The 26,139-nt window shown below is 68.2% G+C and carries 26 protein-coding genes, 1 other RNA gene and 6 pseudogenes; 13 read left to right on the forward strand and 20 right to left on the reverse strand.

The genetic code is table 11. From position 1 onward, the window contains the following. Positions 1-30 precede the first annotated feature (30 nt). On the forward strand, positions 31-765 hold the full coding sequence (locus HHL28_RS10840) for a substrate-binding periplasmic protein (protein ID WP_075771992.1): 735 nt from the start codon (positions 31-33) through the stop codon (positions 763-765). 105 nt (positions 766-870) lie between these two features. On the opposite strand, the gene ilvC is transcribed toward HHL28_RS10840, so the two are convergent. From ilvC to HHL28_RS19125, 8 genes and pseudogenes are all read right to left on the reverse strand, one after another. Beyond that, complete coding sequence (ilvC, locus tag HHL28_RS10845) at positions 871-1,890, reverse strand: ketol-acid reductoisomerase (RefSeq protein ID WP_075771991.1); 1,020 nt, start codon at positions 1,888-1,890, stop codon at positions 871-873. A gap of 128 nt (positions 1,891-2,018) precedes the next feature. After that, positions 2,019-2,186: a hypothetical protein gene (locus HHL28_RS18615; protein ID WP_404325563.1), complete on the reverse strand. Its 168-nt coding sequence runs from the start codon at positions 2,184-2,186 to the stop codon at positions 2,019-2,021. 126 nt (positions 2,187-2,312) lie between these two features. Beyond that, positions 2,313-2,477, reverse strand: a complete 165-nt coding sequence (locus HHL28_RS10855; RefSeq protein WP_169655120.1) for a PIN domain-containing protein — start codon at positions 2,475-2,477, stop codon at positions 2,313-2,315. Then, entirely contained in the window at positions 2,474-2,770 is a 297-nt protein-coding gene (locus tag HHL28_RS10860; protein ID WP_075771989.1) for a type II toxin-antitoxin system Phd/YefM family antitoxin, read from the reverse strand. Before HHL28_RS10860 ends, HHL28_RS10855 begins: the two co-directional genes overlap by 4 nt. Positions 2,771-2,821: 51 nt before the next feature. Next, positions 2,822-3,334, reverse strand: a complete 513-nt coding sequence (ilvN, locus tag HHL28_RS10865; RefSeq protein WP_075771988.1) for an acetolactate synthase small subunit — start codon at positions 3,332-3,334, stop codon at positions 2,822-2,824. Positions 3,335-3,507: 173 nt separating this feature from the next. Then, the gene (locus tag HHL28_RS10870) at positions 3,508-5,274 is read right to left on the reverse strand and encodes an acetolactate synthase 3 large subunit (RefSeq protein WP_075771987.1); all 1,767 of its coding nucleotides are present in this window, start codon (positions 5,272-5,274) and stop codon (positions 3,508-3,510) included. A 105-nt stretch (positions 5,275-5,379) separates the two neighbouring features. Then, positions 5,380-5,808, reverse strand: coding sequence for a hypothetical protein (locus HHL28_RS19120; RefSeq protein WP_449686558.1), 429 nt, complete (start codon positions 5,806-5,808; stop codon positions 5,380-5,382). 35 nt (positions 5,809-5,843) lie between these two features. Then, positions 5,844-6,398, reverse strand: a pseudogene (locus HHL28_RS19125) (tRNA (adenosine(37)-N6)-dimethylallyltransferase); the annotation flags it as partial. 5 nt (positions 6,399-6,403) lie between these two features. On the opposite strand from HHL28_RS19125, the gene serB reads away from it, so the two are divergent. Next, positions 6,404-7,303 (forward strand): phosphoserine phosphatase SerB, encoded by a 900-nt coding sequence (serB, locus tag HHL28_RS10880; protein WP_075771985.1) that lies wholly within the window; start codon positions 6,404-6,406, stop codon positions 7,301-7,303. Continuing rightward, positions 7,300-8,049: a sulfite exporter TauE/SafE family protein gene (locus HHL28_RS10885; protein ID WP_075771984.1), complete on the forward strand. Its 750-nt coding sequence runs from the start codon at positions 7,300-7,302 to the stop codon at positions 8,047-8,049. Before serB ends, HHL28_RS10885 begins: the two co-directional genes overlap by 4 nt. A 94-nt stretch (positions 8,050-8,143) precedes the next feature. Here the strand turns inward: HHL28_RS10885 and HHL28_RS10890 are convergent, their stop codons facing one another. Together HHL28_RS10890 and apbC are read right to left on the reverse strand one after the other, a co-directional pair. Continuing rightward, the gene (locus HHL28_RS10890; protein ID WP_075771983.1) at positions 8,144-8,440 is read right to left on the reverse strand and encodes an acyl-CoA synthetase family protein; all 297 of its coding nucleotides are present in this window, start codon (positions 8,438-8,440) and stop codon (positions 8,144-8,146) included. A 112-nt stretch (positions 8,441-8,552) separates the two neighbouring features. After that, a pseudogene (gene apbC / locus HHL28_RS10900) lies at positions 8,553-9,694 on the reverse strand (iron-sulfur cluster carrier protein ApbC). 256 nt (positions 9,695-9,950) lie between these two features. Here apbC and hflK point away from each other — a divergent pair. The 4 genes from hflK to HHL28_RS10920 all read left to right on the forward strand — a co-directional run bounded on the left by hflK (position 9,951) and on the right by HHL28_RS10920 (position 13,969). Next, positions 9,951-11,006: an FtsH protease activity modulator HflK gene (hflK, locus tag HHL28_RS10905; protein WP_404325567.1), complete on the forward strand. Its 1,056-nt coding sequence runs from the start codon at positions 9,951-9,953 to the stop codon at positions 11,004-11,006. Positions 11,007-11,018: 12 nt separating this feature from the next. Then, positions 11,019-11,927: a protease modulator HflC gene (hflC, locus tag HHL28_RS10910; protein ID WP_075771980.1), complete on the forward strand. Its 909-nt coding sequence runs from the start codon at positions 11,019-11,021 to the stop codon at positions 11,925-11,927. Between the two features lie 98 nt (positions 11,928-12,025). After that, positions 12,026-12,211 (forward strand): DUF2065 domain-containing protein, encoded by a 186-nt coding sequence (locus HHL28_RS10915; RefSeq protein WP_075771979.1) that lies wholly within the window; start codon positions 12,026-12,028, stop codon positions 12,209-12,211. Positions 12,212-12,508: 297 nt separating this feature from the next. Beyond that, complete coding sequence (locus HHL28_RS10920; protein WP_404325569.1) at positions 12,509-13,969, forward strand: DegQ family serine endoprotease; 1,461 nt, start codon at positions 12,509-12,511, stop codon at positions 13,967-13,969. 95 nt (positions 13,970-14,064) lie between these two features. Here HHL28_RS10920 and HHL28_RS10925 read toward each other — a convergent pair whose 3' ends face one another. The 5 genes and pseudogenes from HHL28_RS10925 to HHL28_RS10940 form a co-directional block, all read right to left on the reverse strand. After that, on the reverse strand, positions 14,065-15,069 hold the full coding sequence (locus HHL28_RS10925; protein ID WP_075771977.1) for a calcium-binding protein: 1,005 nt from the start codon (positions 15,067-15,069) through the stop codon (positions 14,065-14,067). A 188-nt stretch (positions 15,070-15,257) separates the two neighbouring features. Further along, positions 15,258-16,421: a trans-sulfuration enzyme family protein gene (locus tag HHL28_RS10930; RefSeq protein WP_075771976.1), complete on the reverse strand. Its 1,164-nt coding sequence runs from the start codon at positions 16,419-16,421 to the stop codon at positions 15,258-15,260. Positions 16,422-16,499: 78 nt separating this feature from the next. After that, the gene (locus tag HHL28_RS18620; protein WP_404326911.1) at positions 16,500-16,940 is read right to left on the reverse strand and encodes a CBS domain-containing protein; all 441 of its coding nucleotides are present in this window, start codon (positions 16,938-16,940) and stop codon (positions 16,500-16,502) included. Between the two features lie 84 nt (positions 16,941-17,024). Continuing rightward, a pseudogene (locus HHL28_RS18625) lies at positions 17,025-17,878 on the reverse strand (PLP-dependent cysteine synthase family protein); the annotation flags it as partial. Positions 17,879-17,958: 80 nt separating this feature from the next. Next, the gene (locus tag HHL28_RS10940) at positions 17,959-18,465 is read right to left on the reverse strand and encodes an elongation factor P hydroxylase (protein ID WP_404325571.1); all 507 of its coding nucleotides are present in this window, start codon (positions 18,463-18,465) and stop codon (positions 17,959-17,961) included. A 356-nt stretch (positions 18,466-18,821) separates the two neighbouring features. On the opposite strand from HHL28_RS10940, the pseudogene HHL28_RS18630 reads away from it, so the two are divergent. Continuing rightward, positions 18,822-18,995, forward strand: a pseudogene (locus HHL28_RS18630) (MaoC/PaaZ C-terminal domain-containing protein); the annotation flags it as partial. Between the two features lie 169 nt (positions 18,996-19,164). Next, positions 19,165-19,863 (forward strand): SDR family NAD(P)-dependent oxidoreductase, encoded by a 699-nt coding sequence (locus HHL28_RS10950; RefSeq protein WP_075771973.1) that lies wholly within the window; start codon positions 19,165-19,167, stop codon positions 19,861-19,863. Between the two features lie 59 nt (positions 19,864-19,922). On the opposite strand, the pseudogene HHL28_RS10955 reads toward HHL28_RS10950, so the two are convergent. Further along, positions 19,923-20,443, reverse strand: a pseudogene (locus tag HHL28_RS10955) (dihydrofolate reductase). Between the two features lie 2 nt (positions 20,444-20,445). Further along, positions 20,446-21,240 carry a thymidylate synthase gene (locus HHL28_RS10960; protein ID WP_075771971.1) on the reverse strand — a complete coding sequence of 265 codons (795 nt, stop codon included), beginning with the start codon at positions 21,238-21,240 and terminating at the stop codon, positions 20,446-20,448. A 96-nt stretch (positions 21,241-21,336) separates the two neighbouring features. Between HHL28_RS10960 and ssrA the strand changes: the two genes are divergently transcribed. Together ssrA and HHL28_RS10970 are read left to right on the forward strand one after the other, a co-directional pair. Then, positions 21,337-21,689: a transfer-messenger RNA gene (gene ssrA, locus HHL28_RS10965) on the forward strand. Between the two features lie 134 nt (positions 21,690-21,823). Continuing rightward, positions 21,824-22,312: an SspB family protein gene (locus HHL28_RS10970; protein ID WP_075771970.1), complete on the forward strand. Its 489-nt coding sequence runs from the start codon at positions 21,824-21,826 to the stop codon at positions 22,310-22,312. A 75-nt stretch (positions 22,313-22,387) separates the two neighbouring features. Here the strand turns inward: HHL28_RS10970 and HHL28_RS10975 are convergent, their stop codons facing one another. Then, on the reverse strand, positions 22,388-23,005 hold the full coding sequence (locus tag HHL28_RS10975) for an outer membrane protein (RefSeq protein WP_169655124.1): 618 nt from the start codon (positions 23,003-23,005) through the stop codon (positions 22,388-22,390). A 151-nt stretch (positions 23,006-23,156) separates the two neighbouring features. Here HHL28_RS10975 and HHL28_RS10980 point away from each other — a divergent pair, with 151 nt between their 5' ends. Beyond that, on the forward strand, positions 23,157-23,510 hold the full coding sequence (locus HHL28_RS10980; RefSeq protein WP_404325572.1) for a TfoX/Sxy family protein: 354 nt from the start codon (positions 23,157-23,159) through the stop codon (positions 23,508-23,510). Between the two features lie 74 nt (positions 23,511-23,584). Further along, the gene (locus HHL28_RS10985) at positions 23,585-24,052 is read left to right on the forward strand and encodes a DUF1203 domain-containing protein (RefSeq protein WP_075771968.1); all 468 of its coding nucleotides are present in this window, start codon (positions 23,585-23,587) and stop codon (positions 24,050-24,052) included. 46 nt (positions 24,053-24,098) lie between these two features. Here HHL28_RS10985 and HHL28_RS10990 read toward each other — a convergent pair. Together HHL28_RS10990 and moaA are read right to left on the reverse strand one after the other, a co-directional pair. Then, positions 24,099-24,916: pseudogene (locus HHL28_RS10990) on the reverse strand (NAD kinase). A gap of 42 nt (positions 24,917-24,958) precedes the next feature. Beyond that, on the reverse strand, positions 24,959-26,008 hold the full coding sequence (gene moaA / locus HHL28_RS10995; protein ID WP_075771967.1) for a GTP 3',8-cyclase MoaA: 1,050 nt from the start codon (positions 26,006-26,008) through the stop codon (positions 24,959-24,961). Positions 26,009-26,139: the final 131 nt, after the last annotated feature.

Below are 26,139 nucleotides of genomic sequence, written 5' to 3' on the forward strand. Positions count from 1 at the left end.
ACACAAAACAATTCAACTTTGGGGGGAGACATGTTCCGCGTACTTGCGTCAATCGCCGCGCTTCTGCTGGCCGGCACCGTCCACGCCGAGACCATCACCCTGCGGGGGAACAACAACGTCGCGCCGAAGGCGTGGCAGGATGGCTCGACGCCCCGCGGTTATGCGGTCGAGGCCGCCATCGCCGTGCTGCAAGAGGCTGGGTTGCAAGCGGAGGTAAAGCTCGCGCCGTTCGCCCAGGCCATGGAACTGGCGCTGACGGAGGGCGGGGTCGTCACCGGCGTCTTCCACACCAAAGAACGCGCGGAGAAGTACCTTTTCAGCACCAACCTAGTGGATGACACGGTGCTGGTCGTCGTCAAGAAGGGCAAGGAGTTCAAGCTGAACACGGCCGCCGACCTGGCGGGCAAGCGGGTGGGCTACCAGGAAGGCGCCCGCTTCGGCCAGGAATTCGAGGATGCGGTGAAGAGCTTCACCTCCGTCACCGACAATGATCCCAAGGTCCGGCTGAAGCGCCTGCTGGACGGGGAGCTTGACGCCGCCATCATCAACCCGGGCCTGGGCGCCCTGGCAATGGGCACCAAGGCCGCCGGCCTGGACATGCGTGAGTTTTCCGCCCTGCCCACGCCCATCGCCCTGCTGCCGAACTACATGGTCATGGCCAAGGGCCCGGCGAACGAGGCGACGATGACCCGCATCAACGCGGCAATCAAGAAGCTGTCGGCCAACGGCACTCTGCAGAAGATCCGGGCAAGTTACGACCACTGACCGGGCGCGCGGCGCCCGTCTGGACGCCGCGACACCCCAGAAAGCGAACTGGCGCCCCTCCCTTGGGAGGCGGCGCCAGCGCTTGGTTCGGTCCGGTTGCCCGGCTCAGTTCCGGGCCTTGTCCACCAGCTTGTTGGCAGCGATCCAGGGCATCATGCCGCGCAGCTTGGCGCCCACCTCCTCGATGGGGTGCTCGGCCTGGCGGCGGCGGGTGGCCTTGAAGCTGGGCAGGCCGGCCTTGTTCTCCAGCATCCAGTCGCGGGTGAAGCGGCCGGACTGGATGTCCTCCAGCACGCGCTTCATTTCCGCCTTGGTCTCGTCCGTCACGATGCGGGGGCCGACGGTGTAGTCGCCATACTCCGCCGTGTTGGAGATGGAGTAGCGCATGTTGGCGATGCCGCCCTCGTAGATCAGGTCCACGATCAGCTTCACCTCGTGCAGGCACTCGAAATAGGCCATCTCCGGGGCGTAGCCGGCTTCCACCAGCGTCTCGAAGCCGGCCTGGATCAGCTTGGTCAGGCCGCCGCAGAGCACCGCCTGCTCACCGAACAGGTCGGTCTCGCACTCTTCCTTGAAGCTGGTCTCGATGATACCGGACCGGCCGCCGCCGATGGCGGAGGCGTAGGACAGGGCGACCTCCAGCGCGTTGCCGGACGCGTCCTGGTGGACGGCGACCAGGCAGGGCACGCCGCCGCCCTTCTTGTACTCCCCGCGCACGGTGTGGCCGGGGCCCTTGGGCGCCACCATGAAGACGTCCAGGTCGGGCCGCGGCTCGATCAGGCGGAAGTGGATGTTCAGGCCGTGGCCGAAGGCAATGGCGGCACCCTGCTTCAGGTTGGCGGCCAGCTCGTTGGCGTACAGGTCGGCCTGCAGCTCGTCCGGGGTGAGGATCATGACCACGTCCGCCCAGGCCGCGGCCTCCGCCGGGGTCTTGACGGTGAAGCCGGCGCCCTCCGCCTTGGCGCGGGTGGCCGAACCGGCCTTAAGCGCCACCACCACCTCGCCCACGCCGCTGTCGCGCAGGTTCTGGGCATGGGCATGGCCCTGGCTGCCATAGCCGACGACGGCAACCTTCTTGCCTTTGATCAGGTTCACGTCGGCATCGCGGTCATAGTAAACGCGCATGATTCTTTCCCGTACGAACGAATAACGTGAACTTTCCTTACCCAATGCCTTGCCGCAGGGCAACATGAAAATCCCGCAGGGCAGGTCTGACCCCCCGTGGCGGGCCCGGGGCGACACTTTGCAGCGGGTCAGGCGACAGGCAGAAGGCCGTCCACCAGGGCGGCATTGGCCGGATCGAACGGGTTCACGAAGGTGATGCCGCCGAGGGAGCGGCCGTCCTGGAAGTCCTCGGTCAGCAAGTGGGTGCAGCCGGCCCGGCGGACGGTAGCCCAGACTTGGGCGTCGAAGATCGACAAGCCATGCTCCCAGTGCGCGGTGATGGCGTTATCGAACGCGCCTTCGTCCAAGAAAGCGATGGTCGTGATGGCGCGTATTTGCCGGGCGGCGAACACCGCCTCCGCCCGGCCAAGCCTGAACTTGCGCTACAGGACATGGATGAACTCGGCATGGACCTGGGCGGGGACAACCACCGGAGCCAGGGCCAACCGCCGTACCAACTCCCCGGCCCGCTGCCGCTTGGCGGCGCTCTCCGGGCGAGAGTCGTACAGGTAGATCGGGACGTTAGCGTCGATTGAGGCGGTCATCATAGAGTTCGTCCCGGCTGAAACGCCAACCGGGCTCCGGCGAACCCAAGTTCGCCTGGGCATGGCTCAACAAGCCCTCGACGGCTGCCCTCCGCTCCTCGATTTCTGCAGCCATTTCCTCGAATGCGGCCATGCGCTCTTCCAGCGTCGGCACGACATTCTCCCGCCGGGACGGGCACCAGCCGGGCAACGGGCTTGCCGTGCTTGAGGATAAGGGTCTCCTCCCCCGCCTCGGCGCTGGCGAGAAGGTCAGCGACGTGTTCTTCGGCCTCGCGGGCCGTCACTGTCCGGGCCATGCCTGCCCCCTGTGATCCGTGCCTACAAAACTACCACAGGGGGAAAGACGCTCAGAGCCCCGCCGCCCCCCGGCTCATGGCCACGGCACCGGTGCGGCTGATGTCCACCAGGCCGAGCTGGTCCATCAGTTCCACGAAGCGGTTCAGCTCCTCCGCCGTGCCGGTGATCTCGAAGACGAAGCTGGTGATGGTGGCGTCCACCACGCGGGCCTTGAAGATGTCGGCGATGCGCAGGGCCTCCACCCGCTTCTCCCCCGACCCGCTGACCTTCACCAGCGCCATCTCCCGCTCGATGAAGGGGCCAGCCAGGGTCAGGTCCTTCACCTTGTGCACGGGCACCAGCCGGTCGAGCTGTGCCTTGATCTGCTCGATGATCATGGGCGTGCCCGAGGTGACGACGGTGATGCGGGACAGGCTGTCCTTCTCGTTCACCTCCGCCACCGTCAGGCTCTCGATGTTGTAGCCTCGGCCGGAGAAAAGGCCGATGACCCGGGCCAGCACGCCCGGCTCGTTGTCCACCAGGACGGAAATGGTGTGGCGGCGGATGGTGTCTTGCGGTGCCATGGGAGGGTTCCCGACGAGAGCTTCTTGTTTGTTTCCCCTCTCCCTGGGGAGAGGGTGGCGCGGCAGCGCCGGGTGAGGGGGACGGGTTCCGCGAAGCGGGTGGGTTTGCGTGGCGCTCTACGCCCACCTCCCTCACCCGCCCCTGCGGGGCACCCTCTCCCCAGGGAGAGGGATCAGACGAGCACCATCCCCTCCTCCGGGGTCGCCTCGGACACGCGTTCCTCGGGACCCAGCAGCATCTCGTTGTGGGCCTTGCCGCCGGGGATCATGGGGAAGCAGTTTTCCTTGGGGTCGACGCACATGTCCACCACCACGAAGCGCGGCGTCTCGATCATGGTGCGGATCACGTCGTCCACCTCCGACACCTTGGTGGCGCGCAGGCCCACGCCGCCGAAGGCCTCCGCCAGCTTCACGAAGTCCGGCAGGGCCTCGCTGTAGCTGTGGGAGTAGCGGGAGCCGTGCAGCAGCTCCTGCCACTGGCGGACCATGCCCATCCACTGGTTGTTCAGGATGAAGACCTTGACCGGCAGCCGGTACTGGGCGGCGGTGCTCAGCTCCTGGATGTTCATCAGGATGCTGGCCTCACCGGCCACGTCGATGCACAGGCCCTTGGGGTTGCCGATCTGGGCGCCGATGGCGGCGGGCAGGCCGTAGCCCATGGTGCCCAGCCCGCCGGAGGTCAGCCAACGGTTCGGCTTGTCGAAGGGCAGGAACTGGGCGGCCCACATCTGGTGCTGGCCCACCTCCGTGCTGATGAACACGTCGTCGCGGCCCTTCACCGCGTCGCGCAGCCGCTCCAACGCGTATTGCGGCTTGATCACCTGGTCGGTGCGGTCGTAGCGCAGGCAATCCTTGGCCCGCCACTGGTTGATCTGGTCCCACCAAGCCTTCAGCGCCTTCTGGTCGGGGCGCTTCTGCCGCGCCTTCCAGATGCGGATCATGTCCTCCAGCACATAGGCCGCGTCGCCGACGATGGCGATGTCTACCGGAACGTTCTTGTTGATGTTGCTGGGGTCGATATCGACATGGATCTTCTTGGAGCCCGGCGAGAATTCGCTGAGCTTGCCGGTCACCCGGTCATCGAACCGGGCGCCGATGTTGATCATCACGTCGCAGCCATGCATGGCCAGATTGGCCTCGTAGGTGCCGTGCATGCCCAACATGCCCAGGAACTGCGGGTCCGACGCGGGGTAGGCGCCCAGGCCCATCAGCGTGTTGGTGCAGGGATAGCCGGTCATCCGCACGAACTGGGTCAGCAGTTGGCTGGCGATGGGGCCGGCGTTGATCACGCCGCCCCCCACATAAAAGATCGGCCGCTTGGCATTGGCGATCAGCTCCACCGCCTCCTCCACCCGGTTCAGGTCGGGCTTGACCTGGGGGCGGTAGGATTTGGGTTGGCTTTCGCCGGGCGTGCGGTAGGTGCCCTCGGCGAACTGCACGTCCTTGGGGATGTCGATGACCACGGGGCCGGGGCGGCCGCTCTTGGCCACATAGAACCCTTCGTGCAGGGTGCGGGCCAGGTTGTTGACGTCCTTGACCAGGTAGTTGTGCTTGGTCGCCGGGCGGGTGATGCCTGTCGTGTCGCACTCCTGGAAGGCGTCGTTGCCGATCAGGTGGGTGGGGACCTGCCCGGTCAGGCAGACAAGCGGGATGCTGTCCATCAGCGCGTCCACCAAACCCGTCACGGCGTTGGTGGCGCCGGGGCCGCTGGTGACCAGGACGACGCCCACCTTCCCGGTGGAGCGGGCGTACCCTTCCGCTGCGTGGACGGCCGCCTGCTCATGCCGGACCAGGATGTGCTTGATGTCGTTCTGCTTGAACAGCGCGTCGTAGATGGGAAGTACCGCGCCGCCAGGATAGCCGAAGATCGTGTCCACGCCCTGGTCCCGCAACGCCTTGATGACGATGTCGGCACCGGTCAGCTTCGTTCCCGTCGACATGGCAGCACACTTTCCCTGAAATCGGTCCCTAGAGGCGGAAACAGCCCCTCTCGCAGGTGCGGGATGGGGCCTTGGGCCGGAAGCTAGACAAATCTGGAATGCCGGTCAACCCCGTCCGGAAATCTTCTTCTGCATATCACCCATGACACTGTCATAAAGTTGCTCGATTGCCGAATGATGCGCCCACGCGCCGGGATCGACCCGCCGCGCCGCGGCAAGCTGGTGGCGGAACCAGGTGAGCTGGCGCTTGGCATAGTTGCGGGTCATCTGCTGGGCCCGTGCCGTCGCGTCCGCCAAGGGAACCTCTCCCCGCAGATGGGCGAGAAGCTCCGGCACCCCAAGGGCCTTCATGGCGGGAAGGTCGGGGTCCAGGCCCAGGACGGCCAGTTGCCGCACCTCATCCAGCGCGCCCTGCTCCAGCATGGCCAGGAACCGGGCGTCGCATTGGGCATAGAGCCGGTCCCGCGGTGGCTCCACCACCAGGGGCAGGAAGGACAGGCCGGCGGGGGGATCGGGGTGGCGTGGCGCTGCCACCAGGTGATGCCGTGGCCGGTGGCCTCCAGCACCTCCCAAGCCCGCACCAGCCGCTGGGTATCGCCCGGGTTCAGGCGGGCGGCGGTCTCCGGGTCCCGCTCCGCCAGGAGGGCGTGCAGGGCGGGGCTGCCGATGTCCCGCTGGAGGGCCAGGGTGGCTTCCCGCACCGCCACCGGGATGTCCGGCATGTCGGCGATGCCCTGCATCAGGGTACGCAAGTACAGGCCGGTGCCGCCCACCACGATGGGCAGGTGACCGGTCGCGTGGGCGGTGCGGATTTCAGCGAGGGCCAAGTCGCGCCAGCGGGCGGCGCTCATCCGCTCCGACGGGGGGACGACGCCGTACAGCCGGTGGGGGGCGCGGGCCTCGTCGGCGGCCGAGGGGCGGGCCGTGACGACATGCAGCACCCCATAGACCTGCATGCTGTCGGCATTGATCACCATGCCGCCCGCCCGCTCCGCCAGGGAAAGCGCCAGGCCGGACTTGCCGGACGCGGTGGGGCCGCCGATGACGAGCACGGGTTGTGCCGCTTGCGTCCCCTCTCCCGCATCCGCATAAAGGCGCTGCCTCGACCCCGTGCTTCCGGACATTCCCGATGACCCATGTGATGACCCTGATCACCGACCCGGCGCAGGGCGGGCTGGACGATAGCACGGCGCGGCTGGCGCGCACCGCCCTTCGGGACCTGGGCGCGGAGGCAGGCGCCCCCGACTGGCTGCATGAAGGTATCGCCTGCGACGTGGCCTTCTCCGGCCTGGACGCGGACCAGGCCCAGGCCGCCGTCGCCAAGGCCCTGGCCGGCCAGCCGGTGGACGTGGTGGCGCAAGTGGCGGAGGGGCGGCGCAAGGCCGTGCTGGTGGCGGACATGGAATCCACCATCATCGAGCAGGAAATGCTGGACGAGTTGGGGGAGCTGGTGGGCGCCCGCGACAAGATCGCCGCCATCACCGCCCGCGCCATGAATGGGGAGATCGATTTCAAGGGCGCTCTCAGGGAACGAGTGGCCTTGCTGTCCGGCCTGCCGGGGACGGTGCTGGCGGACATGATGGGCCGCATCACCCTGATGCCGGGGGCGGCCACGCTGCTGGCGACCCTGAAGAAGCACGGCACCTATTGCGCCCTGGTGTCCGGCGGGTTCAAGCCCTTCACCGCCCATGTGCGGGACCGGCTGGCCTTCGATGAGGACCAGGCCAACGATTTGGAGGTGGCGGACGGCAAGCTGACCGGCAAGCCGCTGGAGCCCATCCTGGACAAGGACGCCAAGCTCCAGGCCCTGATCCGCATCGCAGGATCGCGGCGCGTGCCCCTGGTCGCCACCATGACGGTGGGCGACGGGGCCAACGACCTACCCATGCTGCAAGGGGCCGGCACCGGCGTCGCCTTCCATGCCAAGCCCACCGTCGCCGCCCAGGCCCGAGCCCGGGTGGACCATGGCGACCTGACGGCGCTGCTGTACATCCAGGGCTACCGCGCGGCGGAGATGGTCGCATCTTGACCGAATGGCTGCTGCCGCTCCTGCCGAATGTCTGGCAGGCCCTCGGCCTCATCCTCGTGGGTGTGGTGGCCGGGGTGATCCGGGGATTGACGGGGTTCGGGGCGGCGCTGGTGATCGTGCCGGGGCTGTCCCTGTTCCTGGACCCGGCCCATGCCGTCGCCACCAGCATGGTGGCCATCGCCGCCACCAACATCCCCCTGCTGACCGGCGCGTGGAAGGAGGCGGACGGGCGGACCGTGGCCGTCTTCTACTTGGGTTGCCTCGCGGCCCTGCCCTTCGGCGTGTACCTGCTGCTGGTCCTGCCGGCGGAGGTGCTGGAAAAGGCCATCGGCGCCAGCGTCATCGTCGCCAGCCTGCTGCTGTCGCGCCCGCGGTTCCGGCTGGAGCGGGCGGGCCTGCCCCTGAAGCTGGGGGCCGGGGCCATGGCCGGACTGATGAACGGGTCCGTGGGCATGGGCGGGCCGCCGGTGATCCTGCTGCTCCTCGCCCTGCCCATCCCGGCCGCGGTGCAGCGGGCCAGCCTGATCCTGTTCTTCACCTGCCTGAACTTCACCAGCGTGGCCCTGCTGGCGTGGAACGGCCTGATCGACGGGCAGGTGCTGGTCTGGGGCACAGTGCTGTGCGTGCCGCTGATGCTGGCGGCCAAGTGGGGGGAGCGGCTGTTCCGCAAGGCGGGCGGCGCCCATTTCCGGCCCATCGCCATTGGCGTGCTGGTGGTGACGGGCGTGGCGGCGATCTTAGGGTAAGGGGCCGACAGACAAGGAAAGGCCCGCCCGGCTGTTCGGCGGGGCGGGCCTTCAAGGCTCTTGGGAACGAACTGGGGCTAAACTCACTGGCAGGTCAGTGCCGGACCTCCCAGGCGAACTCCACATGGCAGGGCGCGTTGGGCATGGCCGCGATGGGGTTCATCTGAAGCCAAGTCCAGAAGTCCTTGAAGGCGAGCTGCGGCCGGGCCTGGGCATAGGCGCCCAGACGGTCCGCCACCCGCTCCGTCAGGGTGCGCGTCACCTCCTCATACGCGACCTCCGGCACCCCGTGGGCCACCGCGATCTCCCCCGTGCGGGGGTCGGCGGCACGGAAGCTGTGGGCCCCGTTCCGGAACGCGTACGCAACCTTGATCGGCTCTTCCTGGTACATGATGTCCGTCCTGCATCGGATCGCGAACGATATGTACCAAAGGAAACGTCGGCGCGAAAGGAAAAGTCACATGCGCCGTGCGCAGTGCAGCATTCCATCGCGCCGACTCCCCTCACTCCACCACGATCCGCGGCCCCGCGCGGCGGGCGCCGGCGCCGCCCACCTTTGCCCAGACCTGGGCGGCGATGGCGCGGTAGACCTTGGCGTGGGGGCTGTCCGGTTGGGACATGACGATGGGGGCACCGCCGTCGCTGGTCTCCCGGATGGCGATGTCCAGCGGCACCTCGCCCAGGAAGTCCACGCCCAGCTTCTCCGCCTCCGCCCGGGCGCCGCCGTGGCTGAAGATGTCCGTGCGGTGTCCGCAGTTCGGGCAGCAGAAATAGGACATGTTCTCCACGATGCCCAGCACGGGCACGTCCACCCGGCGGAACATGTTCAGCCCCTTGCGGGCATCCAGCAGGGCGATGTCCTGGGGGTGGAGACGATGACGGAACCGGCCAGCGGCACGTTCTGCGCCATGGTGAGCTGGGCGTCGCCCGTGCCCGGCGGCATGTCCACCACCAGCACGTCCAGCTCACCCCAGTTCACGTCGCGCAGCATCTGTTGCAGGGCGCTGATCACCATGGGGCCGCGCCAGATCATGGGCGTGTCCTCGGCCACCAGGAAGCCCATGGACATGACCTTGATCCCATAATTCTGCATGGGCTCCAGGGTCTTGCCGTCGCGGCTGTTGGGCTTGCCGGAGATGCCCATCATCCGCGGCATGCTGGGGCCATAGATGTCCGCGTCCAGCAGGCCCACCTTCTGCCCGTTGGCAGCCAGTGCCAGGGCCAGGTTGGCGGCGGTGGTGGACTTGCCCACCCCGCCCTTGCCCGAGGCGACGGCGACGATGGCCTTCACGCCCGGCACGGCGGCCTTGGCACCCCCGCCCTGCCCTTGGGGAGCGCCGTGCGAGTGCCCGTGGTCATGGCCATGCCCGCTACGGGCCGGCATCTGCGGGCCCGCCCGGTGGGCGGTCAGCACCGCGGTCACGGAAAAGACGCCGGGCAGCGCGTCCACCGCCCGCTCCGCCGCTTGGCGCAGCGGTTCCAGCGCGGGGCCACGCTTGGGGTCCACCTCGATGGAGAATCCCACGTTGCCGCCCTTCACCACCAGGCCGGACACCATGCCCAGGCTGACGATGTCCGCCCCCTTGTCAGGGTCCTTCACGGTGCGGAGCGCGTCCAGCACAAGTGCTTCAGTGACCTCGGCCATGGTTGAAATCCCTATCCCCTTCCCAATATTGGCAGTCATCTCTCGGCCGAGAGCCTTTCCTGCCAGCGCCCGGATATATACGGTGCCCGGCAGGCGCTGGAAAGCGCCCCGGCCGGGAAAGGCGGGGGGACGGTCATCCGCCTGTCCCGGGAAGAAATAGCGATAACAAGGGGTCGGTGCACATGCCCTGGAACAATCAGAGCGGTGGTGGTGGCGGGGGACCATGGGGGCCACCTCCCGGCGGTGGCGGCAACCCGTGGGGCGCCCGCCCGGCGGGGGCGGCGGCCAGCCGCCCGGGCCCGACCTGGAGGAGCTGCTGCGCAAGGGGCAGGAGCGGTTCAAGCGCTTCGCCCCCGGCGGCTTCGGCAGCGGCAAGGGCATCGCGCTGGTCCTGGCCATCCTGGCCGGCCTGTGGCTGCTGAGCGGGTTCTACCGCGTGCAGCCGGACGAGCAGGGCGTGGTGCTGCGCTTCGGCCAGTATGTCCGGACGGAGGAGCCGGGCCTGCGCTACCATATCCCCTCCCCCATCGAGACGGTGCAGCTGCCCAAGGTCACCCGCGTCAACCGCATCGAGGTCGGCTACCGGTCCGGCGGCGCCCTGCGCCCGCAGGAGGACAGCCAGGAAAGCCTGATGCTGACCGGTGACGAGAACATCATCGACATCGACTTCACCGTGTTCTGGCGCATCAAGGACGCGGGCAACTACCTGTTCGAGATCCGCGACCCCGATTCCACCGTGAAGATGGCCGCCGAGAGCGCCATGCGTGAGGTGATCGGCCGCACCGACATCCAGCCGGCCCTGACCGAGGCCCGCGAGGAGATCGAGCAGGCCACCCGCACCCTGTTGCAGCAGATGCTGGACGACTACCGCTCGGGCATCGAGGTGCAGCAGGTCCAGCTGCTGAAGGTGGACCCGCCGGCCCAGGTGGTGGACGCCTTCAACGACGTGCAGCGGGCCCGCCAGGACCGGGAGCGCCTGCGCAACGAGGCCGAGTCCTACCGCAACGGCATCATCCCCGCCGCCCGCGGCGAGGCCGAGCGGCTGATCCAGGAGGCCAGCGCCTACCGGGAGCAGGTGGTCAACCTGGCCCAGGGTGACGCGCAGCGCTTCCAGAAGGTGCTTGAGGCCTACCAGCTGGCGCCGGAGGTCACCGCCCGCCGCCTGTACCTGGAGACCATGCAGGAGGTCCTCAGCGGCACGAACAAGCTGATCATCGACGAGAAGCAGGGCGGCCAGGGCACCGTGCCATACCTGCCGCTGAACGAGATGCTGCCGCGCGCGCCGGGCCAGCCGGCCGCGCCGCGCCAGTAAGGGGGACGGGACATGAACAGGAAGCTTTCCGTCCTCGGCGTCGTCATCCTCGCCGCGCTGGTCATCTTCTCCGGCGCCTTCTTCACCCTGGCCCAGACCCAGCAGGCGTTGGTGCTGCAGTTCGGCTCCATCCAGCGGGTGGTCACCGAACCCGGCCTGAAGTTCAAGATCCCCTTCATCCAGGACGTGGTCTACCTGGAGAAGCGGGTGCTGGACGTGTCGCCGGAGAATTTGCAGGTGCTGCTGGCCGACCAGAAGCGGCTGGAGGTGGACGCCTTCGCCCGCTACCGGATCAAGGACCCGCAGCAGTTCTACCAGTCCGCCCGGACGGAGCAGAACGCCGCCTCCCAGCTGTCATCCTACGTCAACTCGGCGCTGCGCCGCGTACTCGGCAGCGTGACGCTGCTGGCGGTGCTGTCGGATGAGCGGGCCAGGATCATGGACCAGATCAAGTCCCAGGTGAACCAGGAGGCCCAGCGGCTGGGCGTGGAGATCGTGGATGTCCGCATCCGCCGCGCCGACCTGCCGGAAGCCACCTCCCAGGCCGTGTATGAGCGCATGCGCTCCGAGCGTGTCCGCGAGGCGGCCGAGGCCCGCGCCCAGGGCCAGGAGCAGGCCCAGCAGATCCGCTCCCGCGCCGAGCGCGAGCGTACCGTGATCCTGGCGGAGTCCCAGCGCGACAGCCAGATCCTGCGCGGTGAGGGCGACAACCAGGCGATCCGCATCCTGTCGGAGGCGGGCACCAAGAACCCGGAGTTCTACCAGTTCTACCGCTCGCTGGAGGCCTACCGGGCCGCCCTGAAACAGGACAACACCACCATGGTCCTGTCGCCGGACAGCGAGTTCTTCCGCTACTTCGACAGCATGGGCGCGCTGAAGCCCCCGGCGCCGGGTCCCCGGGCCGCGGCACCGGGGCAGTGAACCGGTAAGCCATTCGGTGCTAGACTGGCGGACGGCCGGACCGGGTTCCCCCTGGTCCGGCCGTTCTGCCGTCCAGGCCCTGACGATTCGGAATCCCCGTGACCGATTTCCTGACCGCCCTCGCCCTTGTCGTCGCGATCGAGGGCCTGTCCTATGCCGCCGCCCCGTCGGCCATGAAGTCCCTGGCCGCCAAGGCGGCCGAACTGCCGGAGCAGACCTTGCGCCAGATGGGCCTGGTCGCCCTGGCGCTGGGCGTCTTCCTGGTCTGGCTGATCCGGGGCTGAACCCCGCACGGGGCCGTTCCGGACCGTCGGAACGGAACCAAATCCCGCTTGGCACGAAGGAATGCTTCGCCACGGGAATGCCGCATCCTATATTGAGGATCGGGACAGGTGCCGCGGGGGACGGCGCCGCTCCCCTCCCTTCGCCCGCGCGGCGGGGTGGCACCGGCGGCAAGCCGGCAGTGAAGAAGGCCCATGGAGACTCATGTGACTATTCCCGTTCGACTCCGCCCTGCCCTTGCCCAAGCAGCACCGGCCCCGGCACCCCGGAGGCTGGCCCGCTGGCTGTTTGCCGCGCCGGTGGCGGCCGCGCTGCTGCTGACCGGCACGCCGGCGGTCCAGCCGGCCCATGCCCAGCGTGGCGCGCCGGAAAGCTTCGCGCCGTTGGCGGAGCGTATCCTGCCGGCGGTGGTGAACATCTCCACCAGCCAGACCGTGCAGCAGAACCGGCCCGGCGGCGGGCGCTCGCCCGTGCCGATGCCGGAGTTCCCGCCCGGCTCCCCCTTCGAGGACTTCTTCCGCGACTTCTTCGAGCGGCAGCAGCAGGACCCCAATGCCCCGCCGCGGCGGGCGCAGTCCCTGGGCTCCGGCTTCATCATCGATGCCAGCGGCTACATCGTCACCAACAACCACGTGATCGAGGGCGCGGACGAGATCACTGTCATCTTCCAGGGCGCCGACCAGCAGGAGCTGAAGGCGGAGCTGATCGGCACCGATAAGGAGACCGACCTTGCCCTGCTGAAGGTCAACGCCGGCCGGTCGCTGCCCGCCCTGAAGTGGGGTGACAGCGACGGCATCAAGGTGGGCGACTGGGTGGTGGCCATTGGCAACCCGTTCGGCCTTGGCGGCACGGTGACCGCCGGCATCATCTCCGCCCGCGCCCGCGACATCGGCGCCGGCCGCTTCGACGACTTCCTGCAGACCGACGCCTCCATCAACCGCGGCAATTCCGGCGGCCCGCTGGTGAACCTGAACGGCGACGTGGTGGGCATCAACTCCGCCATCTTCAGCCAGACCGGTGGCAGCATCGGCATCGGCTTCGCCATCCCCGCCAACATGGCCAAGAACGTCATCGGCCAGCTCCGCGAGGGCGGCAAGGTGAAGCGCGGCTGGCTGGGCGTGCAGATCCAGAACGTCAACCCTGATGAGGCGGAGGCCCTGGGCCTGAAGGAAGCCAAGGGCGCCCTGGTGGGCACCGTCACCCCGGAGAGCCCCGCCGCCAAGGCAGGCCTGCGCCCCGGCGACGTGATCCTGACCTTCGACGGCAAGGACGTGGCCAACAACCGCGCCCTGCCCCGCATGGTGGCGGAGACGCCCATCAACAAGAAGGTCAGTGTCGGCGTCTTCCGCAAGGGGGAGCGGCTGACCGTGTCCGTCACCCTGGGCGAGTTCCCGGAGCAGCCCACCGTGCAGGCGGCCCTGCCGGGCGGCCGCGGCGGCCCGCAGGAGGAGCAGGGCCAGGCGAACGTGGAGGCGGTGGGCATGACCGTTTCCGGTCTGACCCCGGAGCTGCGCAAGCAGTTCAACCTGACCGAGGCGGCCAAGGGCGTGGTGGTGACCAAGGTCAACCCCAACAGCCCCGCCCAGGCCCGCCAGCTCCGCCCCGGCGACGTGATCGTCGAGGTGAGCCAGCAGGCCGTGGAAAAGCCCGCCGACGTGCAGGACCGGGTGAAGAAGGCCAAGGAGTCCGGCCAGAAGGCCGTGCTGCTGCTGATCGAGCGCGGCGGCGAGCTGCAGTTCCTGGCGCTGAGCCTGGGCTGAGCCGTCGGTAACGTCGGGCCTCGCTGCCGCTCGGCACCGACCCACGACTTGAATAATGAAGGGCCGCCATCCGGGATGGCGGCCCTTTTCCTTGGTCAGGCGAGCGGCGTGAACAGGCCTGCCGCCACGTCCGGCGGGATGCCCAGCAGCATCACCGTCGGCCCGCCGGCCAGCGTGAGGACGCTGCCGCCCGCATGGTCGCTGGTGACCAGCGGCGCCGGCTCCCCCTCCGCGCCCCAACCGTCCAGCAGCAGCGAGTCCCTGCCCAGCCGGAAGTCGGTGATGGTCACCCGGCCCGTGGCGGTGCCAATGACGAAGCTGTCGCGGCCCGCCCCGCCGGTCAGCACCTGGTCGCCGCCGCCCGCCACCAGCGTGTCGTCGCCCAGGCCCCCGTCGGCAAGGCCGCCGCCGCTGCCCAGCACCAGCCGGTCGCGGCCATCGCCCCCGTCCAGCACGGCCCGTCCCGTGCCGCCCGCCAGCACGTCGTTCCCCCTGCCACCCAGCAGGGTCGCCGCGCCCCAGCGGGCGGTCAGGGTATCGTTGCCGTCGCCCCCGTCGGCCGTGAGCGTGCCATAGCCGCCCAGCACCGTGTCATCCCCTGCCCCGGCGCTGACGAAGGCGGCCTCCGCCCTTGGCACCCACCGGCCGCGGTCCACATGGGTGAAGCTGTACCACATGTCCTCGGGCGTGGAGGGGGCCGGGCCGACCCCATCCACCTGGATGACATCGCCGCCCACGAGCCCCCAGGCATAGGGATTGCCCGTGTAGGCATAGGACCAGCCGCTCAAGGCCCCGTCGGCCGGATCCCAATCCCAAGCCCCTTCGTTGTAAATGTAAACCGAATCCAGATGGTTCGGGCCGATCCCGTACACGTCCATCCATCCCAAGGGCTGGCCGGTGAAGCCCTGCTCCAACGTCTTCCCGTCGAAGCTCATGGACCCGGTGCCCTTGCCCTCATAGGTCCAGCGCTCCTCCTCCCCGGAGAGATACCAGCGGAGATAGGCGCTGCCGGACTGGCCCAGGTCCGGGACCCAGTCGAACACGGCCGGATTGCTGATGGTGATGCTGTCAGCCCCATCCGTCCCAAAGATAGTCCTCATCGCCGCCTTCCCCGATCGTTTGGATGAGGAAGTATGGCGTTCCGGGAGCGGCGCTTTCAAATGTACTGAATTACGTCATTGATCCTTGCGATTTGCCAAGCATGCTCACGGGATTTCCCGTCATCTTCCTAGGCAAAGAAAAAGGGCGCCGGAGCACATGACCCCGGCGCCCCTTTGTGCTTGGCCTGTCAGCGTAGCGCTTGGTCCAGGTCGTGGAGCAGGTCGTCCAAATCCTCCACGCCCACGGACAGGCGCACCAGCCCGTCGTCGATGCCAAGGGCCGCCCGCTGCTCCGGCGGGACGGAGGCGTGGGTCATGATGCCGGGGTGCTCGATCAGGCTCTCGACCCCGCCCAGGCTCTCCGCCAGGCTGAACAGCTCGCACCGTTCCAGCATGCGCCGGGCCGGCTCCAGCCCGCCCTTCAGGTGGATGGTGATCATGCCGCCGCCGGCCCGCATCTGCTTCTTCGCGATATCGAACTGCGGGTGGCTGGGCAGGAAGGGATAGCGGACCCGGGCAACCGCCGGGTGCTTCTCCAGCCACTCGGCGATCACCTGGGCGTTGGCGCAGTGCCGCTCCATGCGCAGGGCCAGGGTCTTAAGGCTGCGCATGACCAGGAAGCTGTCGAACGGCCCCTGGATGGCCCCCACGGCGTTCTGCAGGAACTTCAGCTTGTCCGAAATCTCCCCCGCTTCCCGGGCCACCACCATGCCGCCCACCATGTCGGAGTGGCCGTTCAGGTACTTGGTGGCGGAGTGGCAGACGAGGTCGAAGCCATGCTCCAGCGGGCGCTGCACCCAAGGGCTGGCGAAGGTGTTGTCGCAGACCGTGATGATGCCGTGCTTGCGGCCCAGGGCGGCCAGTGCCTCCAGGTCGGCCAGCTTCAGCAGTGGGTTGGTGGGCGTCTCCACCCACAGCATCCGCGTCTCGGGCCGGATGGCGGCTTCCACCGCCTTCAGGTCGGACAGGTCCACCAGGGAGAAGGACAGGTTGGCCGTACGCTGGCGCACCCGGTGGAACAGCCGGTAGCTGCCGCCATAGAGGTCGTCCATGGCGATGACATGGCTGCCGGCATCCAGCAATTCCAGGATTGTCGCCTCCCCCGCCAGGCCGGAGGCGAAGGCGAAGCCGCGGTGGCCGCTTTCCAGGTCCGCCACGCAGGCCTCATAGGCGTTGCGGGTGGGGTTCTGGCTGCGGGCGTACTCATAGCCCTTGTGGACGCCCGGGCTGTCCTGGACGTAGGTGCTGGTCTGGTAGATGGGCACCATGATGGCGCCGGTGGTGGGGTCCGGCTGCTGCCCGGCATGGATGGCGCGGGTGGAGAAGCCTTGGCGGTTCGGGCGGTCGGTCATTGGGCAAACCTGTCAGCTCGGGGGAGACCGTTGTAGGGCGGCGGGAGGCACGGGCGCCAGCCCCGCCTCCCATTGGCCTCACCCCAATTGGCGGCGCAGGTGGTTCAGCATGTCCACCCGGGTCAGCAGGCCCAGGAACTTGTCCCCGTCCATGATGATGGCCACCAGGTTGCGGTCGAACAGCCGGGTCAGCTCGGACATGGGCGCCGTCACCGGCAGGGTCTCCAGCCGGTTGACCATGGCGGTGTAGACCTTGTCGCGGAATCGGGTGGGGTTCCGCTCCACATGCAGCAGCAGGTCGGATTCGTCCAGGATGCCGATGACCCGGTCCCCTTCCATGACGGGAAGCTGGGAGACGTCGCTGATCCGCATCCGCTTGTAGGCGGTCAGCAACGTGTCCTCCGGCCCGACGGTGACCACTTGGCCCTTGTCCCAGCGACGGGTCATCAGGTCGCGCAAATCGTTGTGGCGTTCCCGCGGGGTGAAGCCCTGGTCTTCCATCCAGGCGTCGTTGAACATCTTGGACAGGTACTTGTTGCCCGTATCGCAGACGAAGGTCACGACGCGCTTCTTCTCCGTCTGGTCGCGGCAGTACTTCAGCGCCGCGGCGAACAGCGTGCCGCTGGAGCTGCCGCCCAGGATGCCTTCCTTGCGCAGCAGGTCGCGGGCCGCGTTCAGGCTTTCCGCGTCGGAGCAGTAATAGGCGGCCTTGGCATATTTCAGCTCGCAGACCGGCGGCACGAAATCCTCGCCCACGCCCTCCACCACCCAGGAACCCGGGTCCTCGTGGGTGCCCTTGTTCACCAGGTCGGCGATGATGGAGCCGACGGGGTCGGCGATGACCATGGCCGTCTTCGGGCTGGCCTTCTCGAAAAAGGCGCCCAGGCCCGACAGGGTGCCGCCGGAGCCCACGCCCACCACCACCGCGTCGATGTCGCCGCCCATCTGGCGCAGCATCTCCGGCCCGGTCCATTCCTCATGCGCCCGCGGGTTCGCCGGGTTGGCGAACTGGTTCATATAGACGCTGCCGGGGATCTCCTTCGACAGGCGCTCGGCGATGTCCTGGTAATAGTCGGGATGGCCCTTGCCCACGTCGGACCGGGTGATGTGGATCTCAGCACCCAAAGCCCGCAGGTGGTTGATCTTCTCCACCGCCATCTTGTCGGGATGACCAGGATCAGCTTATAGCCCTTGGCCGCGCAGACCAGGGCCAAGCCAAGGCCGGTGTTGCCGGCTGTGGCCTCGATCACCGTGCCGCCGGGCTTCAGGCGGCCCTCGGCCTCCGCCGCCTCCACCATCTTCAGCCCGATGCGGTCCTTGATGGAGCCGCCGGGGTTCTGGTTCTCCAGCTTCAGGTAAAGCTCGCAGGGGCCCGTGTCGAACCTGGTGACACGGACGACCGGCGTGTCGCCGATCATGGACAGGATGGCGGGCGCCGCATGGGCGGTGGCAGGCATGTTTCCCCCGGAAAAGCTGGTTTTGCCGGGCAGGGAAAACTATTCGGGAAGCCGGGGCAAGGACGTTCCGACTCGCGACATCAAGCTGCCTCTGATGAGCATTCCCGGAAAGATTCGGGCGGTACGGGCCGCCCCGCCGCATCGATCAGTCCGCGCTGATACAGCAGCTCCAGGTTCTGCACCAGATTCGCGGCGCAGGCCGGCCGCTCCCACCCTTCCAGCCAGTTCTGCTCCAGGAAGGCCAGGATGGCGGGCTGGCCCAGCTCCACCTCCCACAGGATGCCGATGAGGCTGGCCAGCGCCTCTTCCTCGATCTGGGTGTCCTTGTCCACGCAGAGCTGGGCGTCCGCCTCCGCCACCCGCCCGCTCTCCGGCCCGGCGCCAAGGCCGAAATCCAAGAGGGTGCGCCGCTCCGGGCTGGCCACCAGCCAGTGCCCCACCTCATGGATCAGCACATAGGCCTCGGAGCGCGTGCGGATGCTGCGTCCGTCATAGCTCCAGGCGTCCTGCGGGGCCTCGTCGATGGTGCCGATGCCGAAGCGGCGGGCCAACTCGATCCCGGCCTGTCGGTGGGCCGGGGTGTCCACACCCAGGGGATCAGGTCGCGGGTAGCGGCAATCCGCTCGAACACGGCAAGGGCCATGGAGTCCGGGGCCAAGTTGGCGCGGACGCTGGCGATGGCTTGGGGAAGCTGGTCGTCGGGGATGGTGGTGAGCTGCATGGCGCGGGAAGATAGGCGAACGGGCCTGCATATCCCCTTGCGTATTTTGCCGCTCCCCCTTGCCGTACGTCGAGCGCACCGGACCGGAGGGCGCCCTTTGGTGTTAGGCAAGGTCTGAGCGATGCCATGGGAAAGACGATGACGGACACGCTTTCGGCACCCGAAGCCCTGTTCGAGCCAGGCCATGCCGTGACCCTGCCCTTCACCGTGACGGAGGGCATGATGGAAGCCTTCCGGACCGTCAGTGGGGACGACAACCCGCTGCATGACGACAAGGATTTCGCGGCGGCGCGGGGCTTCAAGGGGCCGGTGGTCTATGGCGGGCTGCTGGTGGCCCAGGTGTCGCGGCTGCTGGGCACCCGGCTGCCGGGCCATGGCTGCGTCTGGCAATCCCTGAACCTGCGCTTCCGCCAGCCTTTGCATGTGGGAGAGGCGGCGGAGGTGACGGGCACGGTGATCCATGGCAACGCCGATGTGGGCGTCGTGAGGTTGGCGCTTGCCATCACGTCGGGCGGCCGGAAGCTGGCGGAGGGGAGGCGCAGGCCCTGCTGCCGCGGGGGCGGGCATGAGCGCGGGCACGGTCCTGGTCACCGGCGGCAGCGGCGGCGTGGGCGCGGCTGTCTGCCGGCAAGCCGCCGCGGCGGGCTGGAAGGTCTGGGTCGGGTATGGCAACGGCGCCGACAGGGCGGAGTCGCTGGCGGTGGAGATCAACCGGGTCGGCGGCTGGGCCAGCGCCCTGCACGTTCCCCTGGCCGACCCGGACGGCATCCGGGAGGCAGCCATCGCCCTGGCCGCGGATGAGCCGGCCGACGCGGTGGTGCTGTGCGCCGCCGCGCCGCCTGACGTGGCGCCCTTTTTCAAGCAGACCCCGGAACAGCTCCGGGTGCAGTTCGAGGTGAACGTCGTCGGCAACCAGGTGCTGCTGGCGGAGTTGTGGCGCCGCTGCTTCCGCCCCCGCGGCGGCGGGCACGTGTTGGGCGTGCTCACCGCCGCCCTCGGCCCCCCGGCGGCACCGCACATGGCAGGGTACGTTGCGGCCAAGGGGGGGCTCGCCGCCCTGCTGGAAGCTGCCAAGGCCGAGCTGGGCCCGGCGGGGCTGCGGGTGGACAGCGTCAGCCCCGGCTATATCGAGACACCCATGCTGGAGGCCTTCCCCGCCCTGTTCATCGACCGCGCCCGCGCCGCGGCTCCTGGCGGGCGGTTCCTGACGCCTGAGGAAGTAGCGGGGATGGTGATGGAGAAGCTCGGCAGTCGCGCCCCGTAGGTCGGTGCAGAGCGGCAGTGAGGCCCGACAGGGATTGCTGTAGGGTCTTGCTGTCGGGCTTACGCTCCGCTCCAGCCCGACCGACGGTCGAGTTGCAGCACCCGGTACGCCGGGCTGTCCGGCCCTACGGGCGGCTGCCGGTCCAGTTCCGTCTCGGTGAACCCTGCCCGGTCGAAAGCCGGGAACCGCGCGTCGCCCTCCGGCTCGGCGTCCACCTCGGTCAAATAGAGGCGGTCGGCCAGGGGCAGGGTGTCGGCGAACAGGGCCTCCCCCCGATCACCATCACCTCCCCTTCTGGCCCGGCCAGGCGGCGGGCCTCGGCCAGGGCGGCTTCCAGCCCGTGCATCACCGTGGCCCCTTCCGCCACATAGGCCATGTCGCGGGTCAGCACGATATGCGGGCGGCCCGGCAGGGGCTTGGCGCCGAAGCTTTCCCAGGTCTTGCGGCCCATGACCATGGGCTTGCCCATGGTGGTGCGCTTGAAGAACTTCAGGTCGCCGGACAGCTTCCAGGGCAGGCGGTTGTCCACCCCGATGACCCCGTTCCGCGCCACCGCGGCGATGAGGGAGAGCCTGGCCATGGTCACACCGCCACCGGCGCCTTGATGTGCGGGTGGGCCTGGTAGCCTTCCAGCCGGAAATCCTCGTACCGGAAGGCGAACAGGTCCGTCACTTCCGGGTTCAGGTGCATGGTGGGCAACGGGTACGGTTCCCGCGCCAGCTGGGTGTCCACCTGCTCCAGATGGTTCAGGTAAAGGTGGGCGTCGCCGAAGGTATGGACGAACTCCCCCGCCTCCAGGCCCGTCACCTGCGCCACCATCATGGTCAGCAGGGCGTAGGACGCGATGTTGAAGGGCACGCCAAGGAAGATGTCCGCCGAGCGCTGGTAAAGCTGGCAGGACAGCTTGCCCTCCGCCACGTAGAACTGGAACAGGCAGTGGCAGGGCGGCAGGGCCATCTGGTCCACCTGGGCCGGGTTCCAGGCGCTGACGATCAGGCGGCGGCTGTCCGGGTTGGTCCGGATCATGCGGACCAAGTTGCTGATCTGGTCGATGCTGCCACCGTCCGGTGCCGGCCAGGACCGCCACTGGTAGCCATAGACAGGCCCCAGGTTCCCGTCGGCGTCCGCCCACTCATCCCAGATGCTGACGCCGTTGTCCTTGAGGTAGCGGATGTTGGTGTCGCCCTTCAGGAACCACAGCAGCTCATGGATGATCGACTTAAGGTGCAGCTTCTTGGTGGTGACCAGGGGGAAGCCCGCCGACAGGTCGAAGCGCATCTGGTAGCCGAAGACCGAGCGCGTGCCGGTGCCCGTGCGGTCCTGCTTGGTGACCCCATGGTCGCGCACGTGCCGCATCAGGTCATGGTACTGGCGCATCCCCGGGCCCCCGACATCTGGTGTGGGGAGGGAAGATAGGCGGGGTCCGCGGGGGAATCCAGTTGTTCCCTCTCCCCAAGGGGAGGGCACGGTTGCCCCCTTCCATCCCGCCGGCAAAAGGCCTATATGAGTCCGTGCCGGGGCAACCCGGCTATGGGGATAAACGCTGTACGGAATAGGCGTAGTGGACCCGGGGGCGGTACCCGGCGCCTCCACCATCACCCCTCCCCGCCAGGGGATGGGTCCATGGGGGCGAAACAGGATCGACACGCGTAGTAAAGGTACGGTCTTCTCCCGGCATGGTACCGCCGTTATCGGGCCATACTCACAGATGCCAACGATAACGTTGCGTCTGATCTGCGCGTGGCCGCCTAATTACCCCCTTCAGGGTAGTTAGCGGTTAACGCAGAACACGGCCCGGGGGAGCCGGGTAACAGAATCCCCCCACTTCATCCCAGCCCATCGACAGGCACGCGTCGTCGCGTTACCCCTGTGCCATCGGCGCCCCTTGATTGTTGGGGCATAATGGGCTTGTCTTGGGCCAATAGGCGGCATGGGGGTCGCCGGATCGGTTGGGAACGGGATGTCTAAGGATTTGCTCCGCTACGACCGCATGGTCGAGGCTGCCAAGCGCAGCGTGGTTCGCGCCGCCCTACGGGAGGTGGTGAACCGCGGCGGTGAGTTGCCGGGGGAGCACCATTTCTACATCACCTTCCGCACCGACGTGGCGGGCGTGGACCTGCCCGATTACCTGAAGGCCAAGTACCCGCAGGAGATGACAATCGTCCTGCAGTACCAGTTCTACGACCTGCAGGCGACCAACGAATCGGTCTCGGTCACCCTCAGCTTCGGCGGCGTGCTCCGCCGGCTGGTGATCCCGCTGGCCGCCATCACCACCTTCGCCGACCCGTCGGTGAACTTCGTCCTGCAGTTCCAGCCCGACGACATGCCGGACGCCCTGCCGGAGGAAGAGCCGGAGGCGGTGGAGGAAGAGGTGGCCGAGGCACCGGAACCCGAGGCCCCGAAGGCAGGCGCCACCGTGGTGGCCCTGGACGCCTTCCGCAAGAAATAGCACCACGCGGCGTCATCGGATGAAGAAAAGGGCCGGCCCCCATGGGACCGGCCCTTGTCATGTCAGGCGCGGGGATCAGAACCCGACGCGCAGCGCCACGCGGAAATTGTGCGCGGTGTTGTTGTCAAAGCCGTCACCCCCATCATCCACCCAGATGTAGCGGTAGGACGGGACGATGGCCAGGTTCTCCCCCACCGGGATGGCCACGCCGGCCTCGCCGAACAAGGTCAGGTTGGTGTCGGACCCCAAGTCGCCCGCGTTGATCCCCAAGGCGGAGACGTTCTCGATGTCGGCGCTGAGGAAGCCGATGCCGCCGCCGACATAGGGCTGGATGCCGTCGGCGCCGAAGTCGTAGTAGCCGGCCAGGGTGCCGCTGAACAGGGTCTGTTCGGCGTCGAAGGATGACTTGGCACCATTGAAGGTGAAGTCGCCGCCGGACACCTCGCCATAGGCAAGCTCACCCTCGACGCGGAACTGGCCGAAGCGGTAGCCGGCCGCCGCGCCGATGGTCCAGCCATTGTCAAACTCGACCTTGCCGGTGTCGACGCCGTCATCGTAGTCCTGGCTCTGCGGGACCAGCAGGCCCAGGCTGGGGGCGACATAGAAGCCGTCCTTCGCCAGGGCCGGGACAGCCGCGGCAGCCGAGATCGCCAGGGCGGCGGCGGTGGCAGCGAGGATCTTCTTCGTGGTCATCATATTCCGTAGGTTGCAGTTGTTGTTGCCAACGCCGCTCATATAGGGCCTGGATCGTGGCGCAAAAGTGGTGTGTTCTGGCTACGAAAGAGGCAGCGATCACCTGTTGCGCTCACGCAACAGCATCAGTCCGGCAATCTGGGAGAGATGCATGATGGTCAAGTCCCGCGCCTATGTTGACCATGTGCTGGAACTGCTGGCCCCCTTGGGGGAAGTGAAGGCGCGGGCCATGTTCGGGGGCTGGGGCCTGTCCCTGGACGGGTTGACCTTCGCCCTGGTGGCAGACGATGTGCTGTACCTCAAGGTGGATGCCACCACCCTACCCGCCTATGAGGCGCTGGGGCTGGAGCGGTTCGTGCCGTTCGCGGACCAGCCGGAAAAGGCCATGAACTATTGCCCACCGCCGGACACCGCCTTCGACGACCCGGAGGAACTGATGGCCTGGGCGCGCCCCGCGCTGGAGGTGGCCCGGCGGGCGGCGGCGGGAAAGCGCAAGAAGCGCTGAGGACGCAAGAAGCGGGTGTCGTCCCCCGTCCCGATGCCCGATCCTCCGGCAACCCTACCAGCCGGAGACCCGCCATGACCCCCTTCCGCATCACCGGTTTGCCCGGCGAGCAATTCCTAGCCCTGGCCGGCCTGCCCGATGCCGAACTGGCCGCCCGCGGCATCAGGCGCTACGTGGCCGACGCCAAGCCCGGCTATCCCTGCCGCGTCACCCTGGCCGACGCGGAGCCGGGGGAAAGGGTGCTGCTGCTGTCCCACACCCACCAGCCGGCCGACGGCCCCTACCAGGCCAGCGGGCCGATCTTCGTCCGGGAGGGGGCGGCGGGGACCGAGGTGTTGGGCCATGTGCCGGATTACCTGCGCACCCGCCTGCTTTCCGTCCGCGCCTATGATGGCGATGACCTGATCACCGACGCGGAGGTGGTGCCGGGGACGGAGCTGGAATCGCTGCTGGAGCGGTTCCTGGCCGACAGCCGCACGGCGTACGTCCACATCCACTTTGCCCGGCGTGGCTGTTACGCGGCGCGGGTGGACAGGGCGTGAGACCCGGGGTCTCGGGGTTGCCGTTGTCCACCCCGACAAGACGCGCTCAAGGCGCGAACTGCTCTTTCAATATCCGCTCCTCCAGGTTCAACTCCGGGTCGAACAGCAGGGTGGAGCGGACGGTGCGGTCCTCGAACACCTCCACGCAGGTGACGTCGCGTACCTCCGTGAAGTCGGCCACGGCGCTGACCGGGCGCTTCTGGGCCTCCAGCGCCTCGAACAGGATGCGGGCGCCGTGGGGCAGCAGGGCGCCGCGCCAGCGGCGGGGCGGAAGGCGCTGATGGGGGTCAGGGCCAGGATGTCGGCCCCCAGGGGCAGGATGGGCCCGTGGGCCGAGAGGTTGTAGGCCGTGCTGCCGGCAGGGGTGGAGACGAGCGCCCCGTCGCAGGTCAGTTCCGGCAGGCGCACCACCCCGTCAACGCTGATCCGCAGCTTCGCGGCCTGCCGCGTCTCCCGCAGCAGGGAGACCTCGTTGAAGGCCAGCCCCTGGTGCATCAGCCCGTCGGCGGTGCGGGCCACCATGCGCAAGGGGTTCAGGAAGACGCGCTGGGTCCGGGCGATCCGGTCCTGCAGCCCGTCCTCGCAGTAATTGTTCAGCAGGAAGCCCACCGAGCCGCGGTTCATTCCATAGACCGGCACTTCCCGCTCCAGGTAGGCGTGCAGGGTTTCCAACAGGAAGCCGTCGCCGCCCAGGGCGACGATCACGTCCGCCTTCTCCGGCGCGACGCAGCCATAGCGCTCGCAGAGCCGGTCCTTGGAGGCCTGGGCTTCCGCCGTCTCCGTCGCCACGAAGGCCAGGGCGGGCAGGTGGCCCACCCCGTTGCGGGCGGAGGCCTGGGGGATGGGGGGCGTCAGGGTCGTCATGGCAGCCGGAAGGTAGCGCAGGCGGCAACAACCACCTAGCCTTTATCCGCCGGTAACGCTCATGTGCCGGCCCACGGAGGGGGCGCGGCGGCGGTCGATGACGAAGTCGTGGCCCTTGGGCTTGCGCTGGATGGCGGCGCGGATCGCCTGGTCCAGCAGCGCGTCGTCGGCGCTGGCCCGCAGCGGGGCGCGCAGGTCGGCGGCGTCCTCCTGGCCCAGGCACATGTAGAGCGTGCCGGTGCAGGTGATGCGGACGCGGTTGCAGCTTTCGCAGAAATTGTGGGTCAGCGGCGTGATCAGGCCCAGCCGCTGCCCGGTCTCCTTGACCCTGACATAACGGGCGGGGCCGCCGGTACGGTAGTCGATGTCCTCCAGGGTCCAGCGCTTGGACAGGTCGCGACGCACCTCCGACAGGGACAGAAACTGCTCGGCCCGTGTCTCCCCGCCGCCGGTGCCGTCGATGTCGCCCAGGGGCATCACCTCGATCAGGGTCAGATCGAAGCCCTGTGCCCCGCACCAGCGGAGCATGTCATCGAACTCCCCGTCGTTGACGCCCTTCAGCGCCACGGCGTTGATCTTGACCTCCAGCCCCGCCGCCTTGGCCGCGGCCAGCCCTTCCATCACCTGGGGCAGGCGGCCCCAGCGGGTGATTCGGGCGAACTTGTCGGGGTCGAGGGTGTCGATGGAGACGTTGATGCGCCGGACCCCGGCGGCGCGGAGGTCGTCGGCATATTTGGCGAGCTGGCTGCCGTTGGTGGTGACCGTCAGCTCCTCCAGCGAGCCGTCGCGCAGGTGGCGGCCCAGGCTGCGCACCAGCTCCATGATGTTGCGGCGGACCAGCGGCTCCCCACCCGTCAGGCGCAGCTTGCGGGTGCCCATGCGGACGAAGGCGCTGCACAAGCGGTCCAGCTCCTCCAGGCTGAGGATGTCCGCCTTGGGCAGGAAGGCCATGTCTTCCGACATGCAATAGACGCAGCGGAAGTCGCAGCGGTCGGTGACCGAGACGCGCACATAGCTGATGGCGCGGCCGAAGGGGTCCACCAGGGGCTGGGTCCGGGAAGCGGCGGGGAACGTCCCGTCGGCGCTGGTCATGATACCGCCTTGTGCAGTCGGCCCCGGCGTCCCGGGGCGGTGTACATCAGGATATAGCGAGGCAAGGGCGCAGGGCCAAGTGACAGCGACGGGTCCCCCCTCCCCTGCCGCCTTGATTTCGCCGCCCGGGG

It is taken from the genome of Aerophototrophica crusticola (assembly GCF_012913305.1).
GTDB classification, from domain to species: domain Bacteria; phylum Pseudomonadota; class Alphaproteobacteria; order Azospirillales; family Azospirillaceae; genus Niveispirillum; species Niveispirillum crusticola.

Coding starts and splice junctions, on each gene's coding strand:
- HHL28_RS10870 (WP_075771987.1), bottom strand. CDS start 5,274: ATGTCGACGGGAACGAAGCTGACCGGTGCCGACATCGTCATCAAGGCG.
- HHL28_RS10930 (WP_075771976.1), bottom strand. CDS start 16,421: ATGACCGACCGCCCGAACCGCCAAGGCTTCTCCACCCGCGCCATCCAT.
- HHL28_RS18620 (WP_404326911.1), bottom strand. CDS start 16,940: ATGTTCAACGACGCCTGGATGGAAGACCAGGGCTTCACCCCGCGGGAA.
- moaA (WP_075771967.1), bottom strand. CDS start 26,008: ATGACCAGCGCCGACGGGACGTTCCCCGCCGCTTCCCGGACCCAGCCC.
- HHL28_RS10950 (WP_075771973.1), top strand. CDS start 19,165: ATGAGCGCGGGCACGGTCCTGGTCACCGGCGGCAGCGGCGGCGTGGGC.
- HHL28_RS10840 (WP_075771992.1), top strand. CDS start 31: ATGTTCCGCGTACTTGCGTCAATCGCCGCGCTTCTGCTGGCCGGCACC.
- HHL28_RS10980 (WP_404325572.1), top strand. CDS start 23,157: ATGATGGTCAAGTCCCGCGCCTATGTTGACCATGTGCTGGAACTGCTG.
- HHL28_RS10960 (WP_075771971.1), bottom strand. CDS start 21,240: ATGCGCCAGTACCATGACCTGATGCGGCACGTGCGCGACCATGGGGTC.
- HHL28_RS10985 (WP_075771968.1), top strand. CDS start 23,585: ATGACCCCCTTCCGCATCACCGGTTTGCCCGGCGAGCAATTCCTAGCC.
- HHL28_RS10970 (WP_075771970.1), top strand. CDS start 21,824: ATGTCTAAGGATTTGCTCCGCTACGACCGCATGGTCGAGGCTGCCAAG.
- serB (WP_075771985.1), top strand. CDS start 6,404: ATGACCCATGTGATGACCCTGATCACCGACCCGGCGCAGGGCGGGCTG.
- HHL28_RS10855 (WP_169655120.1), bottom strand. CDS start 2,477: ATGATGACCGCCTCAATCGACGCTAACGTCCCGATCTACCTGTACGAC.
- HHL28_RS10860 (WP_075771989.1), bottom strand. CDS start 2,770: ATGGCCCGGACAGTGACGGCCCGCGAGGCCGAAGAACACGTCGCTGAC.
- HHL28_RS10925 (WP_075771977.1), bottom strand. CDS start 15,069: ATGAGGACTATCTTTGGGACGGATGGGGCTGACAGCATCACCATCAGC.
- ilvN (WP_075771988.1), bottom strand. CDS start 3,334: ATGGCACCGCAAGACACCATCCGCCGCCACACCATTTCCGTCCTGGTG.
- HHL28_RS10890 (WP_075771983.1), bottom strand. CDS start 8,440: ATGTACCAGGAAGAGCCGATCAAGGTTGCGTACGCGTTCCGGAACGGG.
- ilvC (WP_075771991.1), bottom strand. CDS start 1,890: ATGCGCGTTTACTATGACCGCGATGCCGACGTGAACCTGATCAAAGGC.
- HHL28_RS10975 (WP_169655124.1), bottom strand. CDS start 23,005: ATGACCACGAAGAAGATCCTCGCTGCCACCGCCGCCGCCCTGGCGATC.
- hflC (WP_075771980.1), top strand. CDS start 11,019: ATGAACAGGAAGCTTTCCGTCCTCGGCGTCGTCATCCTCGCCGCGCTG.